At 68.2% G+C, this 18437-nt stretch carries 13 protein-coding genes and 1 tRNA gene; 11 read left to right on the top strand and 3 right to left on the bottom strand.

Going from position 1 to position 18437, the window contains the following annotated elements; genetic code table 11:
• Positions 1–156 precede the first annotated feature (156 nt).
• Positions 157–822: a DUF938 domain-containing protein gene (locus GGD82_RS08570; RefSeq protein WP_150061334.1), complete on the top strand. Its 666-nt coding sequence runs from the start codon at positions 157–159 to the stop codon at positions 820–822.
• A gap of 98 nt (positions 823–920) precedes the next feature.
• Positions 921–1007 (top strand) — tRNA-Leu (locus tag GGD82_RS08565).
• 105 nt (positions 1008–1112) lie between these two features.
• Here GGD82_RS08565 and GGD82_RS08560 read toward each other — a convergent pair.
• Both GGD82_RS08560 and GGD82_RS08555 read right to left on the bottom strand, forming a co-directional pair.
• Positions 1113–2336 (bottom strand): glycerophosphodiester phosphodiesterase family protein, encoded by a 1224-nt coding sequence (locus GGD82_RS08560; RefSeq protein WP_150061335.1) that lies wholly within the window; start codon positions 2334–2336, stop codon positions 1113–1115.
• 306 nt (positions 2337–2642) lie between these two features.
• Complete coding sequence (locus GGD82_RS08555) at positions 2643–5498, bottom strand: [protein-PII] uridylyltransferase (protein ID WP_150061336.1); 2856 nt, start codon at positions 5496–5498, stop codon at positions 2643–2645.
• A gap of 424 nt (positions 5499–5922) precedes the next feature.
• On the opposite strand from GGD82_RS08555, the gene GGD82_RS08550 reads away from it, so the two are divergent.
• The 8 genes from GGD82_RS08550 to GGD82_RS08515 all read left to right on the top strand — a co-directional run bounded on the left by GGD82_RS08550 (position 5923) and on the right by GGD82_RS08515 (position 16289).
• Positions 5923–6846, top strand: a complete 924-nt coding sequence (locus tag GGD82_RS08550) for a sulfite exporter TauE/SafE family protein (protein ID WP_150061337.1) — start codon at positions 5923–5925, stop codon at positions 6844–6846.
• Position 6847: 1 nt separating this feature from the next.
• Positions 6848–7663 (top strand): TIGR02186 family protein, encoded by an 816-nt coding sequence (locus tag GGD82_RS08545; RefSeq protein ID WP_150061338.1) that lies wholly within the window; start codon positions 6848–6850, stop codon positions 7661–7663.
• 96 nt (positions 7664–7759) lie between these two features.
• Entirely contained in the window at positions 7760–8281 is a 522-nt protein-coding gene (locus GGD82_RS08540) for a universal stress protein (RefSeq protein ID WP_246163728.1), read from the top strand.
• 52 nt (positions 8282–8333) lie between these two features.
• On the top strand, positions 8334–9854 hold the full coding sequence (locus GGD82_RS08535) for an NAD(P)H-hydrate dehydratase (protein ID WP_246163729.1): 1521 nt from the start codon (positions 8334–8336) through the stop codon (positions 9852–9854).
• A 111-nt stretch (positions 9855–9965) separates the two neighbouring features.
• A complete protein-coding gene (locus tag GGD82_RS08530; protein WP_150061339.1) occupies positions 9966–11444 on the top strand; it encodes a malonyl-CoA decarboxylase in 1479 nt (492 codons plus the stop codon).
• Between the two features lie 224 nt (positions 11445–11668).
• A complete protein-coding gene (locus GGD82_RS08525; protein ID WP_170284174.1) occupies positions 11669–14386 on the top strand; it encodes a circularly permuted type 2 ATP-grasp protein in 2718 nt (905 codons plus the stop codon).
• The gene (locus GGD82_RS08520; protein WP_150061341.1) at positions 14383–15324 is read left to right on the top strand and encodes a transglutaminase family protein; all 942 of its coding nucleotides are present in this window, start codon (positions 14383–14385) and stop codon (positions 15322–15324) included. Before GGD82_RS08525 ends, GGD82_RS08520 begins: the two co-directional genes overlap by 4 nt.
• Before the next feature lie 158 nt (positions 15325–15482).
• A complete protein-coding gene (locus tag GGD82_RS08515; protein ID WP_150061342.1) occupies positions 15483–16289 on the top strand; it encodes a delta-class carbonic anhydrase in 807 nt (268 codons plus the stop codon).
• Between the two features lie 102 nt (positions 16290–16391).
• On the opposite strand, the gene metC is transcribed toward GGD82_RS08515, so the two are convergent.
• The gene (metC, locus tag GGD82_RS08510) at positions 16392–17612 is read right to left on the bottom strand and encodes a cystathionine beta-lyase (RefSeq protein ID WP_150061343.1); all 1221 of its coding nucleotides are present in this window, start codon (positions 17610–17612) and stop codon (positions 16392–16394) included.
• A gap of 500 nt (positions 17613–18112) precedes the next feature.
• Here metC and GGD82_RS08505 point away from each other — a divergent pair, with 500 nt between their 5' ends.
• Positions 18113–18397, top strand: a complete 285-nt coding sequence (locus GGD82_RS08505) for a hypothetical protein (RefSeq protein WP_150061344.1) — start codon at positions 18113–18115, stop codon at positions 18395–18397.
• Positions 18398–18437: the final 40 nt, after the last annotated feature.

Genomic DNA, 18437 nt, shown 5'->3' with positions numbered 1-18437 from the left:
CGCCGCGCCACCTGTCGCCAGGGTTGTCAGGAGCCGTTTGGTGGGTCACTTAAGCACTCATGCGCAGGCCCTGCAAGACCCGTTCGGGGCCCCCAACCGCCGCGCGCGTCCAGTGTCACGGCCCTGTCATCGCCCCCGATTCCCGAGCGTACACCAATGCCGTCCCCCCAACCTTCCGAGCCGATCAACGCCCCGGTCGTGCCCCCTGCGACCGGCACCCCTTATCCGCATGCGCCGGCCGCCGTGCGCAACCGGGGTCCGATCGGAGAGGTGCTGACCCGTGTCCTGCCGCCCGAGGGCACCCTGCTGGAGATCGCCTGCGGCACGGGGGAGCACGCCGCCTTCCTGGCCGCCACCCTGCCCGGCTGGCACTGGCGCCCGACCGAGGCGGACCCGGCCATGGCCGCCGGGGCCGCCGCACGGCTTGCCGCCGAAGCGCCCGGGAGGGTCGCGCCGGTGCGCCGGTTCGATGTCCGGGACCGGCCCTGGCCCGCCGTCCTGACCGAAGGCGTGACGGCCATCCTCGCCATCAACCTGATCCATATCGCGCCCTGGTCGGTCACCGAAGCCTTGATGGCCGGCGCGCGCGATGCCCTCCCACCCGAGGGAACGCTCATCCTGTATGGCCCGTTCAAACAGGACGGACGGCACACGGCTCCGAGCAACGCAGCCTTCGACCAATCCTTGCGGGCGCGCAATCCGGCCTGGGGCGTGCGGGATCTGGAGGCCGTGACGGCGGAGGCCGCGTGCCACGGCTTGGCTTGGGCCGAAACCGTCGCCATGCCGGCCAACAACCGGATCGTCGTGTTCCGGAAGACCTGACCCGACGCATCAAGGCGCGCGCGGCCCATTGACGCCCGCGCCGGCCCCTGCAATAACCGTCCGGCGATGCTGCCGTAGTGGCCTCGCCCGCATCCCCGGCCCGGGTGGCGGAATTGGTAGACGCACCGGACTCAAAATCCGGCGGTGGCAACACCATGCGAGTTCGAGTCTCGCCCCGGGCACCAAGACGATCCTCTTGCCGCACCCGCCTTCGACAACGAAGGGCGGATCCATTCGGACCCGCCATCCACTCGTTTGGCCGTCTGCAGAGACGCCCCTACTTCGGGCCCCTACTTCAAACCCATGCAGTTGGCGTAGTAGGTGACCGTCGCCGGCCAGTCGGAGAACATGCCGACCACGCCGACGTCCTGGGCCAGCACGTCGACCAACTCGTACATGACACCGTCACTGTCGGTCACATCGCGGATGGACTGGTAGTACCAGCCGCCGCCGGTAACCAGCGGACCGGACCGTTCCAGGGTCCAGGTGATGATCTTCAGGCCGGCCGCCTTCGCTTCCTTGGCATAGGTCGACGGGACGATCTTGCCGTCCTCCACCGTCACCAGCATGAACAGCGCCGGGGCGATGTAGTTGACGCCTTTTTCTTTCAGCTCGGCCATGGAGTGCGCCCACGTGGACGGATCCATGTTGCTCCAGCTCTCCTCGCCCGTACCCTCGTCCAGGAACACGGCCTGCTTGCCGAACTCGGGCTCATTCTCGATCCAATACAGCACATCGTCGAGGTTGAAGGACTGTGGCCAGACATCGGAGGCCGGAATGCCCGCCGCCTTGTATTCGTCGATCATCTTCTGGGCGTAGGCGTCCTGGGTGAAGCCATCGAAAGGCATCTCCACGGCCGGGGTCTTCAGCTCCGGCGTGAACTTGCCGCCCAAGCTTTTAATCAGGTCGATGGATTCGGCGTGGGTCATGACCGTGCCGCCCTCGACGGCGTACAGGTCCGTGCGCCAGTTGGCGGTCGCGTCCATGTAGTCCTCGACCGTGGTTGCGGACGTATCGGCCGCGTCCATCTTGCCCACCAGCGTCTTGAACTCGGCCAGCGTCACGTCGGAGGTGCGGCATTCCGCCTGCGCCTTGGCGTCACCGCTGGCCGGCACGAACGGCTGGGTGCACTTCTCCGCCAGATCGGTGGCCAGGATGTTGGTGGTGGTGTGCAGGTCGTTCTGCGCGTGGCGGCAGACCAGTTCCTTGTCCTTGGTGAAGGCCACGTCACACTCGATGATGCCCGCCCCCATGCGCGCCGCGGCGGTGTAGGACTGCTTGGTGTGCTCCGGAAACTGCAGCGCCGCGCCACGGTGGCCGATCGAGAACAGGGTGCGCTTGACGGGCGCACCCATGCAGGCGGTCAACTTGTCCTTCAGCGGGCCGTCCTTCATGCGATCAATCAGGTAGTAGGGGCGCGGCCCCACCTCGACGACATCGGCGGCCAAAGCCGACGCACCGACCACGAACGCGGTACCAGCCGCCAGCGAGGCGAGCGAAAACGTCTTCTTCATGTCTGCGAGACCTCTGCATGATTGCGGGTGAAGCCAATGCGGCGGACCGCGCACGACCGGTCCCCGGGACGGGATCCCGCAGGCTCGACCCAGGCGCGACGCGACCAGGGGACCTGCTCTAGCGCAAGACCATTTCCCTGCGATGACGAGTCGGTGAAGGTTCCGTGATGTCACCCGCAACGCGGAATGCTCTGGGGCGGGTGACGGCCGCCCTTGAGGGCGCGGCGACCGCTCGCGCGGACACGGACGGCGAGGACCCGGAGAACGGGGCCCTGGTCTGAGACCCCACCCACTCGGGTCAGGACCTCACTCTGCCGCACGCTCCGCGTCGTCGGCCTTTTCCGCCCGGCGGCGGGCCGCCCTTCCGTGCTGGCGCGCGACGGCGGCACCCTTTTCGCTTTCCAGGGCCTGCACACCGGCGGCCAGGGTCAGCGTCCGTTTCAGCTCGCGCAGCTTGCCGTGATGGGTGACCTTCATCCCGAACACGTCCTTCAGATAGAACACGTCCACCACCCGTTCGCCGTAGGTGTTGACGCGCGCGCTGGCGATCTGAAGGTTCAGGCCGGTCAAGGCGTCGGTGACCGCGAACAGGAAGCCCGGCCGGTCCCGCCCGTTGACCTCGACCACCGTGTGCGTCTTCGAGGCCACCTCGTGGATGATGACGCGCGGCGGCACCGGGAAGGCCCGGGCGCGCGCCGGCAGTGTCCGGGATTTCCGCGCCAGCTCGGCTCGCAAATCGATGCCCCCCCGCACGGCCTCGGTCACGACCGCCTTCACTCGATCAAGCCGAGACGGGCTGTCCAGCACCCCGCCCTCGGCGGTCTGCACCGTAAAGGTGTCCAGCGCCATGCTGTTGGCCAGGGTGAAGATGCGCGCGTTCAGAATCGATCCACCGGCCAGCGCGATGCCGCCGGCAATCTTGCTGAACAGGCCGGGATGGTCGGGCGCATAGACCAGGATCTCGGTCACGCCCCGGGCAGGGTCCACCTGCGCGTCGACCATGACGATGGCATCGGGCGTTTCGCCGCTGTCCTCCGCCGCGAAGATCAGGCGCGCGTGGCGGGCCTGGGTTTCCGTGTCGAAACTCAGCCAATACCCCGGATACCCGCGTCCAAGGTAGTCCTCCACCCGGTCGGCGGGACAGTCGGACAGAGCGCCCCGCAGTTGATCCTTGCGCGCGCCCACCCGACAATCCTGCGGCTCCGGCACCATGTCGCCGACCAGGAACTCCTCGGTGCGGCGATACAGATCGCGCAGAAGGCCGCCCTTCCAGTTGTTCCAGATGCCCGGACCGACGGCCATGATGTCCGCGCTGGTGAGCACGGCCAGCAGCAGCAGGCGTTCCGGCGACTGCACAAGCTCCGCGAAGTCCTCGATCGTCTTGCGGTCGTCCACATCCCGCTTGAAGGCGATCCGGCTCATGGCGAGGTGGTGCAACACCAGCCACGCCACCGTCTCCGTCTCCTCGTCGGTCAGACCGAGTCGCGGACACAGCTCCTGCGCCACCTCGGCACCCAGCTCCGAATGGTCCCCGCCCCGCCCCTTGGCGATGTCGTGCAGCAGCACCGCGACATAGAGCGCCCGGCGCGACGAGACCTTGTGAATGACCTCGGTAGCGACCGGAAGCTGATCGGACAGCGCGCCGGTTTCGATGCGGTGCAGAATGCCGATGGCCCGGATGGTATGCTCGTCCGTCGTGTACACGTGGTACATGTCGTACTGCATCTGGGCCGTGACGCGCTCGAACTCCGGAATGAAGCGCCCGACCACACCGGCCTCGCTCATCAGACGCAAGATGGTGTCCGGCTCCTTCCGGTGGGTCAGCAGCGCCATGAACAGCGCGTTGGCCTCGGGATCGGAACGCAGCCCCTTCACCCGCGCCAGATTGTCCGTGATCAAGCGTAGGGTATCCGGGTGGATGTCCAGCGACTGCTCGTGGGCCACCAAGAAAATCCGCAGCATGGCGAGGGGATCGTTGGCGAAGGTGTCCGGCTGGGGCACGGCCAGCCGCTGACCGTCCAGGACGAAGCCCTCGAGGTCGCGCCGGCGCAAGATGAAGCTCGGCACCGATAGCATGGGCCGGCGCTTCTGCTGCGCCTCAAGCACGGACAACAGAATCCGGGTCAGGTTGCCAACGTCGCGCGCGACCAGGAAGTAGTGCCGCATGAACCGCTCGACGCCGCGCGCCCCCGGCCGGTCGGTGTAGTTCATGCGCTCCGCGATGCGCGGCTGAACGTCGAAGGTCAGGCGTTCCTCCGCCCGGCCGCTCAGATAGTGCAGATGCGCCCGCACCGACCACAGAAACGCCCGCGCCTTGGCGAATTTCCGGGCGGACCGGGGCGTGAGGACCCCCAGCCCGATCAGCTCGTTCATGTCGGAGACGGAGTACAGGTAGCGCGCGATCCAGAACAGGGTGTGCAGGTCGCGCAGACCGCCCTTGCCTTCCTTGATGTTGGGCTCCAGCACATAGCGCGAGTCGCCCATCCGCGTGTGCCGCTGGTCGCGCTCCGCCATCTTCGAGTCCAGAAACTCCGGCCCCGACCCCGCGATGACGCGGACATACAGGCGGTGGGTCATCTCCTGGAACAGCGCGCGCTCGCCCAGTAGGTAGCGAGCCTCCAGCAGCGAGGTGCGGATGGTCATATCGGCCCGCGCCTGCTTGATGCATTCATCGACGGAGCGCGTGGAATGGCCGACCTTCAGCCCCATGTCCCACAGCACGTACAGGATCGTCTCGACGACCTGCTCGGTGTAGGGCGTGGCCTTGAACGGCAGCAGGAACATCAGATCGACGTCCGAGAACGGTAGCATCTCGCCCCGGCCATAGCCGCCCAGGGCCAGCACACAGAGCCGCTCGCCCTTGGTGCGGTTCTGCCGCGGAAACAGGTGCGTCACAGTGTAGTCGTGCAGCACCCGGATGATCTGGTCCATCAGGTAGGTGTTGGCCGCGCAGACCTCCGCGCCACGACAGCCCTCGTCCAGGAAGCGGCGGCGGATTTCCTCCCGCCCCTCGGCCAGCGCGGTGCGAAGCTCCCCGAGCAGCGCCGCGCGCGCCTGGGGCCCCGCCGGTCGCCCACCGTCGCGGTTCGTCACGGTCAGGTCATCGAGCCGAGCAATCAGGGCCTTTCGGTTGATGATCGTGCGCGGCTTGGGAAGGGGCATGGCCTGCGTCCAGCTTGACGGTCCGAGGAAAGAGCACCGGCCCAGGACCCCGTGCCGCCCGTACCGGAATCGGCCCGATACCACGGTCCCGTGCATTCCGCGCCCCGGGGCACGCCCGGGACGGTTCCGTACACCTTGGGCGCCGTCACCCCGCGCGTCAACCGGCCTGCCGACGCCGAGCGCGACGGCCCCCATATCGCTGTGGCCGGGTCGAACCGGCCACAGGAACGGGCCGCGGCACCCCAGGGCGCGCGCCGACATGGGGTTTTCCCTTGATCCCAATCGCGGCAGGGCCCAAAAAAATGGATGGAGCCGTTGCCCGGCCTGCGATCGCAGGCCGGCAATGCGCGTCTGTCTCCGGCCCCGGCCGCCCACCCCGCCATGGTGCCGTAGCCCGCCGACCGCCGCCACCACGGGATCCGACATGCAGATCTATCTGCCCATCGCCGAGATGTCGGTCAATGTGTTCGTGATCCTCGGCATGGGGTGGGGCATCGGGTTCTTGTCGGGAGCGTTCGGCGTCGGTGGCGGCTTCCTCATGACCCCGCTGCTGATGTTCCTGGGCGTCGCCCCGCCCGTCGCCGTCGGCACCGGCGCGAACCAGATCGTCGCCTCGTCGGTGACCGGCGTCATCGCCCACACCCGGCGCGGCAACGTCGACTTCAAGATGGGGGGCGTACTGCTGGTCGGCGGCCTGATCGGCTCCTCGGCCGGCGTCTTCCTGTTCGGCCTGCTGCAAAGCCTGGGTCAGATCGACCTCGCGATTTCTCTCGCCTACGTCCTGTTCCTGGGCGCGGTGGGCGGCCTGATGGCGGTGGAAAGCCTGCAAGCCATGTGGCGGGTCCGGCGCAAGGGCGGACGGTCGGACGCCACCGGCGCCGGACGGCACGGCTGGATTCACGGCCTGCCATTCAAGATGCGGTTCCGCAAGTCGAAGCTCTACATCAGCGCGCTTCTGCCGCTTGCGGTCGGGTTCGGCGTCGGCGTGCTGACGGCGATCATGGGTGTCGGCGGCGGGTTCATCATGGTTCCGGTCATGATCTATTTGCTGGGCATGCCGACGCAGGTCGTGGTGGGAACCTCGCTGTTTCAGATCATTTTCGTGACCGCCAACACCACGTTCCTGCAGGCGGCCATGAACCAGACGGTCGACGTCGTCCTGGCCCTGCTGCTCATCGTCGGCGGCGTCGTGGGGGCCCAGTCCGGCGCGCGCATCGGCGCCAAGCTGCGCAGCGAGCAACTCCGCATCCTGCTGGCGCTGCTGGTGCTCGCGGTCTGTGGCAAGCTGGCCTACGACCTCGTGGCGACGCCCAGCGATGTCTTCACCCTGGTCGTGGAGGCGAACTAGCATGGCGGCGCTGACCCGGCGCGTCCGATGGCCCGCCTGGCCTTCGGTGGTCACCGTTCTGGCGGCCCTGGTGATGCCGCTCGCGGCCGCACTCGGCGTCTGGGGTCTCGGGGGCGGGGCGCGCGCGCAGGAGCCTGTGCAGCCCCTCGTAGTGGACCTGTCGGATCATCTGGTGGCGATCACCACGGCGTTTTCCGGCACCGACGTGCTGCTGTTCGGCGCCACGGATGGCCCCGGGGATGTAGTTCTGGTCGTACGCGGCCCGGCAACCCGCAAAGTCGTGCGCAAGAAAGCACAGCTCGGCATCATCTGGGCCAACCGGGACAGCGTGACCTACGAGAACGTGCCGGCCTTTTATCAGGTGTTTTCCAGTCGGCCGCTGAACGACCTCGCGCCGCGCAGCGTACTGTCGCGACTCCAAATCGGCACCGAGAACCTGGCGTTCAAGAAAGTCGACCAGAGCGTCACGGAATCCTTCGTCCCGGGGTTCCGCGCGGCGCTGGTCCGGCTGAAGCAAAAGGAAGCCCTGTACGGCCTGGGCACGCAACCGGTCACCCTGCTGGCCAATCGCCTGTTCAAGGCCGACCTGCATTTCCCGGCCAACGTGCCCACGGGCGCCTATTCGGTCGAGGTCTACCTGATCCGGGACGGCGACGTGGTCAGCGGCAAGATCACCCCCCTGGTGGTCAGCAAGATCGGTCTGGGCGCCGAGATCTACGACATGGCGCAACAACAGGGCTATCTGTACGGACTGGCGGCCATCGTGGTGGCCGTCGTCAGCGGCTGGCTGGCCGCCGTGGTGCTGCGTAAGAACTGACGCCCCAGCCTCAGCCCCAGCCCCAGCCCTGGCCCCAACCCGGGCCCCCTCCTCTCCGTCGTTTTGTCTCCTCTCCCCGGTTTTGCGGAGCCCCCCATGAGTGACGACCCGAACGCACCGGGCGCAGCGCCCGAGAGATCACCGGATCCCACGATGCCCCGGACCTTCCTGGTGCTCGTGGACGATACGGAAGAACTGCGCATGGCCCTGCGCTATGCCTGCCTGCGGACCCGTACCACGGCCGGCCGCATGGTTCTGTTGCGCGTCGTGGAACCGCCCGATTTCCAGCACTTTGGGTTCATTGGCGACAAGATGCAGTCGGAGGCGCTGGGCGACGCGGAAAAGCGCCTTCAGCGGCTGGCCGCCGAGGTGCAGAAGGACTCCGGCCGCATGCCTATGGTGATGGTCCGCCAAGGCAAGACCACCGACGAGATCGTGGCCATTGTCCAGGAAGACCCGTCGATTTCGGTGCTCGTCCTGGCCGCCGGCAAGGGCAAAGACGGCCCCGGTCCCCTGGTCAAGGGCCTTGCCGGTTCGTTCGGCGCTCGCCTGAAGGTTCCGGTCCTGGTGGTGCCTCCCCATCTCACCGACGAGGATCTCCAACGCCTGACGACCTGACGCAAGGGGCGCGGGGTCCAGACCGGCACGACAACGTGAGGGAGGCACCACGATGAACGGATCCTGGCGCATGGAGCAAGGCGGATCCCTGCTGACAGTGGGCGAGATGACGCGCGCCGATGCGCTCGCGGTCGAGGCCGGTGTGCCGTCCCTGCGCCTGATGGAGGCCGCCGGCTTCGCCGTGGCCCGCGCGATCCGCCACCGCTGGTCGCCGCGCCGTGTGACCGTGCTGTGCGGTCCGGGCAACAACGGCGGCGACGGCTTCGTGATCGCCCGCCTGCTGCGGGCGGCGGGCTGGCCGGTCACCGTCCGCCTGCTGGGGGCGCGCGAGCACCTGACGGAGGACGCGGCCGTCAACGCCGCGCGCTGGCACGGACCGGTCGCCCCCCTCGACCTAAGCGCGCTGCATGGCGCCGATCTGTTCGTGGACGCCCTGTTCGGGGCGGGCCTGTCGCGGCCCGTCGATGGCGTGGCCGGCTCGGTCCTGGATGCGCTGAGCGCCCATCCCGAACGCCCGGTGGTCGCGGTCGACGTGCCGAGTGGCCTGGACGGCGACACCGGGCGCATTCGGGGCACCGCGGCCCGCGCCGCCCTGACCGTGACGTTCTTCCGACCGAAGCCCGGCCATGTGCTGGGCCACGGGCCGCGCGTCTGCGGGGATCTGGTGGTGACCGACATCGGTATTCCGCCGACGGTGCTGGACATGATCGGACCGGCCGCCGCGCTGAACGGCCCGGCGCTCTGGTCCCTGCCGCGTCCCGGCCCGGGCGATCATAAGTACACGCGGGGGCACGCCGTGGTGTTCGGCGGCCCGGTGATGACCGGCGCGGGGCGGCTGGCGGCTCGGGCGGCGCGGCGGCTCGGTGCCGGCCTCCTGACGGTCGCGGCCGCGCCGGAGGCCCTCCCGCTGTACGCTCAGGACGCGCCCGGCGTGCTCTGCCGCGCACTCCAGACACCCGAGAACGTCGGCGCCCTGTTGGACGATGCGCGTCTCAACGCCCTGCTGATCGGTCCGGGGGCCGGGCGCGGCCCGCACACCGCCGCGCGGGTCCTATCGGTTCTGGAGCGCGGCCGGCCCACCGTGCTGGATGCCGACGCCCTGACGAGCTTCGCCGACGATCCCGGCGCCCTGTACGACGCCATCACCGGCCCGGCTGTGATGACGCCACACGACGGAGAGTTCCGCGCGCTGTTTCCCGATCTGGCCGACGAGGACACGCACACCGGCGACCGTCTCGCCCGGGTGCGGATGGCCGCCCGCCGCGCCGGCGCGGTCGTGCTGCTGAAGGGGCCGCGCACCCTTATCGCCGCCCCGGACGGCCAGGTGATCGTGAACGCGAACGCCCCCGCCACGCTGGCCACAGCCGGCAGCGGCGACGTTCTGGCCGGCGCGATCCTGGGGCTGCTGGCGCAGGGGCTGCCGGCGCGCGCGGCGGCGGCAGCCGCGAGTTGGCTGCATGGGGCCGGCGCGCGCCTCGGCCCGCCCGGCCTGCTCGCCGAGGACCTGCCGGAGGCGATGGCACGAGCCGCGGCGGAGGGGACCGGAGAGGGGGCGGCCGGGACGGCCGTCTGAGCCGTGCCTTTCATCCGGGTATTTTACGCGGGTATCATCCGCACCAGATAGAGGGAGCGGCCGGGGACGCGGCCGCGTTGCGCACACGGGCCGTCAGGAGGGACTTGGCTGATGAACAAGGAGGTTTCGCCGGGGTTTTTTGGTCGCCTGATGACCTGGGGCGGCCTATGGCGGGACATCGCGGACAAGGTGTCCGGCGCCGATGACCTGGACAATCTGAACCCCGACCTTCCGGAAGACGACGCGCGCAAGATCCGCGCCGGCATGGACGATTGCCTCGCCTCACGCGGCGGCGAGGTTTCGGCGCGGGCCCGCGCCGCCACCCTTGGCCGCGCCTATCTCAGCCTCAACGACCAGGGCCGCGCCCGCTTCCTGGAAATGTTGGCGCGCGAGTATGCCACCGACCATGACCGCGTGCGCGACACCGCCGCCGCGCTGATGTCGGTGGACTCCGAGGATTTCACCGCGCTTCAGGCGGCCGAGGGCCAGATGCGCGACGCCCTGGTGCCGCCGCGCCTGCGCCTGCTGAAGCAGTTCAACGCCCTGCCCCGGGGCATCAAGTTCCTGGTGGACATGCGCGCCGAACTAAAGCGTCTGGCGCGCGAGAACCCGGCCCTGCGCGGCCTGGAGCGCGATATGCGCGACCTGCTGGCGTCATGGTTCGACATCGGCTTCCTGGAGCTGCAGCGCATCACCTGGAACTCGCCGGCCGCGTTCCTGGAGAAGATCATCACCTACGAGGCCGTGCACGAGATCCGAAGCTGGGCGGATCTCAAAGACCGGCTCGACCATGACCGGCGGCTGTATGCGTTCGTGCATCCGAACATGCCGGAGGAGCCGCTTATCTTCGTCGAGGTGGCGCTGGTCCACGGCATCGCCGGCAATGTCCACGACCTGCTGGACATGTCGGCGCCGGCCCTGGACCCGGAGGACGCCGACACCGCTATTTTCTATTCGATCTCGAACGCCCAGGAAGGTCTGGCTGGGATCAGCTTCGGCAACTTCCTCATCAAGCAGGTGGTCGAGCGGCTGAGCCACTCCTTCCCCAAGGTCACGACGTTTTCCACCCTGTCGCCGATTCCCGGCTTCCGGACCTGGCTCGACCATCGGCTGGCAGAGGGCGAGCCCGGCCTGCTGCTGCCCGCCGAACGCAAGGTCCTGACCCAGTTGTCCGAGACCGGCGGGGACGAGGGCGATTCGACCGGCACGCCCAGTGGCACCAAAGGGCAGTTCAAGGCCCTGATCGCCGACCCGGAGTGGCCGAATCACGAGCCCGTCGCCAACGCGCTGAAGACCCCGCTGACCCGGTTGTGCGCACGCTATCTGGTCAACGAGCGGCGACCGCCGCGCGTGGAGGGACGGCCGGCGACCGTGCTGGATCCGGTGGCGCACTTCCACCTGACCAACGGGGCCCGGGTGGAGCGCCTGAACTGGTTGGGCAACCGGTCGTCAAAAGGGCTGGCGCAGTCGGCCGGCCTGATGGTCAACTACCTTTACAAGCTCAACGAAATTGAGAAAAACCACGAGGCGTACCAGGGTCAGGGCAAGGTTCCGACCTCCACGGCGATCCGCTCCCTGGCCCGCACCTGACGCAGGGCGCGACGCGGACCGGGGCGTGGGGCGACGCACAGCCCCGCACGTCCGGAACCCGCCGAACGCCAGCGCGGAACGATCGGGAGGACGATCGTTCCGCAAGTGACCCGCGCGGTGTGGTTTGACTTCCGGGCGCTCCCGTCGTTCCATTGATGGGCGCGGTCACGGCGCAACGTCCGGGGGGGTCGGAAAGACTTCGGACCGGGGGATTGGAACAGCTCATGACATCCACGGTCGCGGACAGCCGATCCGGCGGCGACGGCGGGCTCGGCCACGCCGTCCACGGATCCTCCTGGCTGCGGTACACCCCGCGCCCCGGCGTCTTCGATGAGATGATGGCGCCGGACGGCACCGTACGTCCGCACTGGCGCGACCTGATGGCTCAACTTGACGCCCTGGGTCCGCGCGAGATGGCCCTGCGCGCCGACCGCTCGCGGCGCCTGATCCGCGACAACGGGGTCACCTACAACGTCTACGACGACCCGGCGGGCCATGATCGGCCCTGGATGCTCGATCCCGTGCCCGTCCTGATGGAGGAGCGCGAGTGGATCGACCTGGAGCGCGCCCTGATCCAGCGCGCCCACCTGCTCAACGCCGTGCTGAAGGACCTCTACGGCCCGCGCCATCTGCTGTCCGAGGGCATTCTGCCGTCGGCGCTGGTGTACGCGAACCCGGCTTACCTGCGCCCGCTGGTCGGCGCCAAGCCCCGCAACGACCGCTTCCTGCATGTTCTCGCGGTCGATCTGGCGCGCTCGCCCGACGGCCGCTGGTGGGTGGTGGACACGCGCACTGAAGCCCCCTCGGGCATGGGCTATGCGATTGAGAATCGCATCATCATGAACCGCGTGCTGCCGGAGGTGCTGCCCGCCCTGCCCGTGCACCGCATCCGCAATCACCTCTCCGTCATCCGCGACGCCCTGATCGCCAGCACCCCGCGCACCCGCGAGAACCCGCGCGTGGTGCTGTGGACGCCCGGCCCGCTGAACGAAACCTATTTCGAGCATGTCTACCTCGCCCGCTACCTGGGCCTGACATTGGTCGAGGGCGAGGATCTGACGGTGCGCGATGGCCGCGTCTACCTGAAGACACTAGAGGGCCTGCACCCCGTCGACGTCATCCTGCGCCGCAATGAAAGCAGCTTCTGCGACCCGTTGGAGCTGCGCGGCGAGTCCGCCCTCGGCGCCCCTGGACTGGTGGAGGCGGTCCACGACGGCTCCGTGACGCTCGCCAACGCGCTCGGATCCGGGCTGGCGGAGAGCCCCGGCCTGATGCCGTTCCTGCCGGCCTTATGCAACCGCCTGCTGGGCGAGGACCTGTACATGCCGTCCGTGGCCACGTGGTGGTGCGGGCAGGCGCGCGAGCGGGCCTACACTCAGGACCGGATGGCGGAGCTTCGGGTGCGCTCCGCCTTCGACCCGACCGGTCCCGTGCTTGAAGGGTCCCAGTTGGACGCGGCGGGCCGCGAGGCGCTGCGCGAGGCGCTCGACCGTCACCCGCACGCCTGGGTCGGGCAGGAGTCCGTGGCGCTGTCCACCGCGCCAGCCTGGACCGAGAACGGGCTGGCGCCGCGCACGCTGGTGCTTCGCGTGCACGTCTGCGCCAGCCGCGACGGCTACGTCGTCATTCCGGGCGGCCTGGGACGGTTCGCCGGCGGGGATGATTCCTCCAATGTCTCCATGCAGAACGGCGGCGGCAGCAAGGACGTCTGGGTCCTGTCGCGCCACCCGCTTGGTCTGCCCCCGCGCTTCCGGGCCGGCGAACACCCGATCACCGTGGTGCGCGGGGTGCGCGATCTGCCCTCGCGCGTCGCTGACGATCTGTTCTGGCTGGGCCGCTACGTCGAGCGCTGCGACGCCACGACGCGGATGCTCCGGGCGATGGTCGGGCGGCTGGCCGAGCACGGTGCCGGATCCGTGGCGCTGGATGTCGTGCTGCGCCTGATGTGGCCCATGGGGCACCCGCCCTTCGCACCGCCGCCGGGGTCGGAGGCGGGCGATCACGCCCAGACCGTCCGCGCCATCCTGGACGCCAACCTGCAACCCTACAACCCGACCGGGCTCGCCTCGATGGTGCTGAATGTGCACCGGATCGGCGTGCGGGTGCGCGACCGCCTGTCGGTCGACAACTGGCGCGCCATTGATGCCCTGATCGATACCCTCGCCCTGTGGCGCCACACCAACAGCGTGCCGGTCGCGGGCGCACCGCCGCCGTCCACGGCGGCGACCCTGACCCTGCGGCCGGAAGAGGCCGCACCCCGCCTGTCCGCCGTGCTGATGCCGCTCCAGGTCATGGCCGGGCTGGCCAACGAGAACATGACGCGCGGGCTGGGCTGGCGCTTCCTCGACACCGGGCGCCGCATCGAGCGCGCGCTGCACATCCTCGAGACGTTCGAGAACGTCGCGCGCACGTCCGGCGAGACTCGCGACGCCGCGCTCGACATGGCGCTGGAACTGGGCGACAGCCAGATGACCTACCGTGCCCGCTATCTGGATGCGCCCCAAACCGTGCCGGTGCTCGACGTGATGATCGCGGACGAGAGCAACCCACGTTCCCTAGCGTATCAGTTTGCGCGGCTGGGCCTGCACATGGATAGCCTCGCCCCGGATCAGGCGTTCGGCCTGCGCACCCATGAACAGCGCCTCGCGGTGCGGCTGCTGGGCATCACACGCACCGTGGACCTGGACCGCATGGACCTGATGGAGCCGGCGGACGGCCGCAGGCCGCCTGGCGATTCCGCCACAAATCGGTCGCTCCACGACACGGCCGCGATGCCACCGCCCGAAGACCTGCCCGCGCTGTTGCGGCTGTTGCGCAGCCTTCTGACCGCGCTGTCGGAATCGCTGGCCCGGCAGTACTTCGCCCACGCGGTCGAAATGCGCCACGGCAGCGGCGCGCCCCGGTTCCATGTCGCGGACGATGTCCTGGGGGCACAGCCATGAGCGCCCCACGCCCCATGGACTACCACGTCCGTCACGTCACCACGTACCGCTACGCTGGAGCGGTCACCATCAGCCACCATGCCGGCCGCCTGATTCCGCGCGCGTTTGCCGCGCAGAAGGTGCACAGCGCCGGGATCGAGATCTCTCCAACGCCGTCGCACCGCTGCCAGCGCAAGGACTTCTTCGGCAACACTCTGACCAACTTCACATTGACGGAGCCCTACAGCACCCTGCGCGTGACGGCCACGGCGCGGGTGTCGGTGCAGCCGCCGCCCCTGCCGGAGGCCCTGGCCACCCCATCGTGGGAAAGCGTGGCCAGCCGCCTGTCCTCGGCCGTGGGCGCGGATCTGGCCGACGCCTGCCAGTTCACCTTCAATTCGCCACTGATCACCGGGTCGGACGCGCTGCGGGCCTATGGCGCAGAGGTGTTCACGCCCGGCCGGCCGATCCTGGACGGCGCGGTGGAGCTGTGCCGGCGCATCCACACGGATTTCACCTACGACCCTACCGCCACCACGATCGCCACACCGCTGGGACAGGTGATGCAGGACCGCCGCGGAGTCTGCCAGGACTTCGCCCACGTCATGATTGGCGCCATGCGCTCGTTGGGCCTTGCCGCGCGCTATGTCAGCGGCTACGTGCTCACGCAGATGCCGGGCACGGGCGACCACCTGGAGGGGGGCGACGCCTCGCACGCCTGGGTCTCGGTGTTCGTCCCGGTGGCGGGCGCCCCGAACGGCGGGTGGATCGACATCGATCCCACCAACAACAAGATCGTGACCCATGAACACATCGTCACGGCCTGGGGGCGGGATTTCGATGATGTGTCGCCGATCAAGGGAGTCATGCTGGGCGGCGACGCCGGCACGCCGGAGGTCTCCGTCGCGGTCACGCCGATCAACCCGGACGGGTCAACGATGACCGGCAACAATCTTTGATATAAAGATATTTGGGGTTGCACTGAACCCTGCATTTCTTCTCTAGTAGGCAAGTGGCTGCGTCGCCCACCGCCTCTGTGTGGCGAGCCTAGCCTATTTCAACGATAGCGTTTTTCTTGAAGAGGCGCGCGCTGAACACCGCGTCCGGGAGGAGCCCGATGTCCCGTGTCTTGACCGGTCCCCTCCGGCGGACCGCCGCCACCGCCACCCTGCTGGCCGGCGTCGCCACCCCCGCCGCCGCCGACAGCCTGTGCCAAGGCTTCGGCCCGCAAACCCCGCGCGACATCGCCAGCACGGCGGGCACCAATCCCCGCGTCTTTCCGGTGGCCCCGCCCGCGAGCGAGATGACCCTGTGCAACATCCATTTCCACGTGAACGCCGAACACAAGGGCCCCGGGTTCTCGATCTCCGCCGGCGACGGCGAGCACGGCGGCTTCCAGTGCAACGAGACCGGCAGCCTGACCGGCGCCGAACTGAGCGCGCCGGAGCACGGCAGCTCCGAATGCCATGGTGTCAAACCGGGCGACACCATCGAGGTGCACTGGGTCCACACCACCTGCGACGTGACACCCGGCCCCGGCCTGACCTCCTGCGTCTCCGACACCTGCCGCAATCCGCAGCTTCGGGTGGAAGCGCAGGTCTTCCTGGTGGTCAATGACCCGACCGCCCTGGACTTCGCCGATTTCGTCTATGGCGGTCATGTGGTGGAGGGGCGATCTCAAGCCAAGGCCCTGCCCACGGGCACGGGCGCCCCCGTTCAGTTCCTCGGCTCCACCACCGGCCCGACGTACACCGACGAGGCGTGCTCGCCGATGGAGGTGACGTGGAATGTTCGGCCGAGCTGCGCCAAGGTGAACATCGTCTCCCTGAACGCCTGGTGTGGCGGCAACGTGTTCGAGGAGGACCATGCCCACGGCGTGCGTCATCTGGTCACGGCCCCGGACTTGCTGTCCGAGATCCACTGACCGCGCCCGCCACACCGCGCGTTTGGCGGAGTGCGCCCCTGAGCCGCCGAACGGTTCCCTTTCGGCGGCTCAGGGGCGTTTTTCTTCAGCCCCCTCCGGCGCTCAGCGCCCGTCGGCGGCGGCCATGCGCGCGAACCCGGCCTCCAGATCCGCAATCAGATCGTCGGGATGTTCCAGACCAACGTGCAGCCGCAACACTGGACCGTCGTGAGTCCATGCGGTCGCCGAGCGGCTGATCGACGCCGTGGTGTCCAGGATCAGGCTTTCAAAGCCGCCCCAACTGAAGCCCATCGAGAACAGACGCATGCCGTCCAGCAGGGCCGCGATCGCCTCGGGCGACGGCCCCTTCTTGAGCCGCACGCCGAACAGCCCGCACGCCCCGGTGAAATCGCGTTTCCACAGGGCGTGACCCGGATCCTCCGGCAGCGCCGGATGCAACACCCGCTCCACCTCCGGCCGCCCCTGAAGCCAGCGGGCGACTGCCACACCGGACTCCCCATGCTGGCGCAGGCGCGTCGGCAGCGTGCGAAGACCGCGCAGGCCCAGATAAGCCTCGTCCGCGCCAACGGCATGCCCGACCTGCCCGGCGACCGTCTTGACGCGCTCGAACAGCGCCCGGTCGGTCATGGTGATCGTGCCCAGCATGGCGTCGGAATGCCCGACGATGTACTTCGTGGCCGCCTGGATCGACAGATCCACACCGTTCTCGAACGGACGGAACAGCACAGGGCTCGCCCAAGTGTTGTCGAGCGCCACAAGGGCACCGGCGGCATGGGCCGCTTCGGCGATCGCCCGCACATCCTGCGTCTCGAAGGTCAGCGAGCCCGGGGATTCCGTAAACACGAGGCGGGTTTCCGGCTCGATCAGGTCGCGAATACCCGCGCCGATCAAGGGATCGTAATACGTGGTGCGCACACCCATGTTCTTCAGAAGGGTGTCGCAGAAGTTCCGGGTCGGCCAATACACGGAATCGACCATAAGAAGGTGATCGCCGGCCTTGAGAAGCGCCATGAGCGTGCAGGACACGGCCGCCATGCCGGACCCCACGGACACACACCAGCGCCCGCCCTCGAGATCCGCCACCGCTTCGTCAAAGGCGCGGGTGGTCGGCGTGCCGTACCGGCCGTAATAGACATCATCGAACTTGCGGCCGTTTTTTTCCTTCAGGGCCGCCACAGTCGGAAATGTGATGGTCGAGGCGTGGTACACGGGTACGTTCACGGCGCCATGCGTATCGTCGGGATGGCGACCGGCGTGAGCGGCCCGGGTTTCGGTATGGTGCTGGGCTGTGGCCGTGTTCTGGTCGCTGTTGGTGTTGCTCATGGGGCGGAAACTCCGAATCGCTCGCTAGGACATGCGCACCTTCGGGGATCGCCGGCCAGGGCGCAAGCGACCCGCGCTCCGTCGTGTGTCGCTCCCCTCAAAAGACGCATGACAGGCCCCCGTTCGAAGCAGGGCAAAGGCGCTTCTGTACGACCCCTGACAAAGGATATGGTCCGTTGGTCGGTACATACGCCTTTTGATAAAACTCAAAGCCGAAACAAAACCGATGACAGGACCTTCGTTAGAAAACCCGCTTTGGAACCAGGGCCACTTTTGCCCGCAAGTCTAATCAAGCCCTGATTTTATTAGGTCATACCCGAGTACTAAGACTTTCGGCCAGCCAGAAGACCCTGGACAGTTCCTGCCCCCTGCGATATGTTGCACTGCGAAAAAGACGGGGGTCGCGGACGGTCGATGTCATATGCTATGACGCGCCTCAACCCGACAGCCCTACGAGGATCAACGTCCTTGGCCAATTGTCCAAGGGTGGAGTCAATCACATGAGCCATACGCCCACGTCCTACCACGCGTTCAACCTGTTCACCCTGACCATGGAAAGCCGCTACGGGGCGCGGTGGCGCAATTCCGTGGAGCCCGAGACCGTCGCCGTCATGGCCGACGAGATCGCGCTCGGCTTTGGGGGCATTGCCGAAACGCCGACCAGCACCGTCACGGGCGGGAGCGCGCCGACCGTGTGGCGCCTGCCGGACGAGTCGCGCGTCCGCACCGGCCGATTCGGTCTAAAAATGGAGCTGGAGGACGAAGGTCACCTCGCTGCCGGGTGAGCGCGGTCGCTCCCGGTCTTCGGATCGGGCGCCGTCCCAC

The sequence above is a fragment of the Roseospira marina genome (assembly GCF_014197855.1).
GTDB classification, from domain to species: domain Bacteria; phylum Pseudomonadota; class Alphaproteobacteria; order Rhodospirillales; family Rhodospirillaceae; genus Rhodospira; species Rhodospira marina.
This window is presented reverse-complemented; position numbering and strand designations above follow the sequence as displayed.

Bases quoted from the DNA above. Each gene is read 5' to 3' on its own strand.
- GGD82_RS08535 (WP_246163729.1), top strand. From the start codon at position 8,334: ATGAACGGATCCTGGCGCATGGAGCAAGGCGGATCCCTGCTGACAGTG.
- GGD82_RS08560 (WP_150061335.1), bottom strand. From the start codon at position 2,336: ATGAAGAAGACGTTTTCGCTCGCCTCGCTGGCGGCTGGTACCGCGTTC.
- GGD82_RS08525 (WP_170284174.1), top strand. From the start codon at position 11,669: ATGACATCCACGGTCGCGGACAGCCGATCCGGCGGCGACGGCGGGCTC.
- GGD82_RS08540 (WP_246163728.1), top strand. From the start codon at position 7,760: ATGAGTGACGACCCGAACGCACCGGGCGCAGCGCCCGAGAGATCACCG.
- metC (WP_150061343.1), bottom strand. From the start codon at position 17,612: ATGAGCAACACCAACAGCGACCAGAACACGGCCACAGCCCAGCACCAT.
- GGD82_RS08570 (WP_150061334.1), top strand. From the start codon at position 157: ATGCCGTCCCCCCAACCTTCCGAGCCGATCAACGCCCCGGTCGTGCCC.
- GGD82_RS08520 (WP_150061341.1), top strand. From the start codon at position 14,383: ATGAGCGCCCCACGCCCCATGGACTACCACGTCCGTCACGTCACCACG.
- GGD82_RS08550 (WP_150061337.1), top strand. From the start codon at position 5,923: ATGCAGATCTATCTGCCCATCGCCGAGATGTCGGTCAATGTGTTCGTG.
- GGD82_RS08555 (WP_150061336.1), bottom strand. From the start codon at position 5,498: ATGCCCCTTCCCAAGCCGCGCACGATCATCAACCGAAAGGCCCTGATT.
- GGD82_RS08515 (WP_150061342.1), top strand. From the start codon at position 15,483: ATGTCCCGTGTCTTGACCGGTCCCCTCCGGCGGACCGCCGCCACCGCC.
- GGD82_RS08505 (WP_150061344.1), top strand. From the start codon at position 18,113: ATGAGCCATACGCCCACGTCCTACCACGCGTTCAACCTGTTCACCCTG.
- GGD82_RS08545 (WP_150061338.1), top strand. From the start codon at position 6,848: ATGGCGGCGCTGACCCGGCGCGTCCGATGGCCCGCCTGGCCTTCGGTG.
- GGD82_RS08530 (WP_150061339.1), top strand. From the start codon at position 9,966: ATGAACAAGGAGGTTTCGCCGGGGTTTTTTGGTCGCCTGATGACCTGG.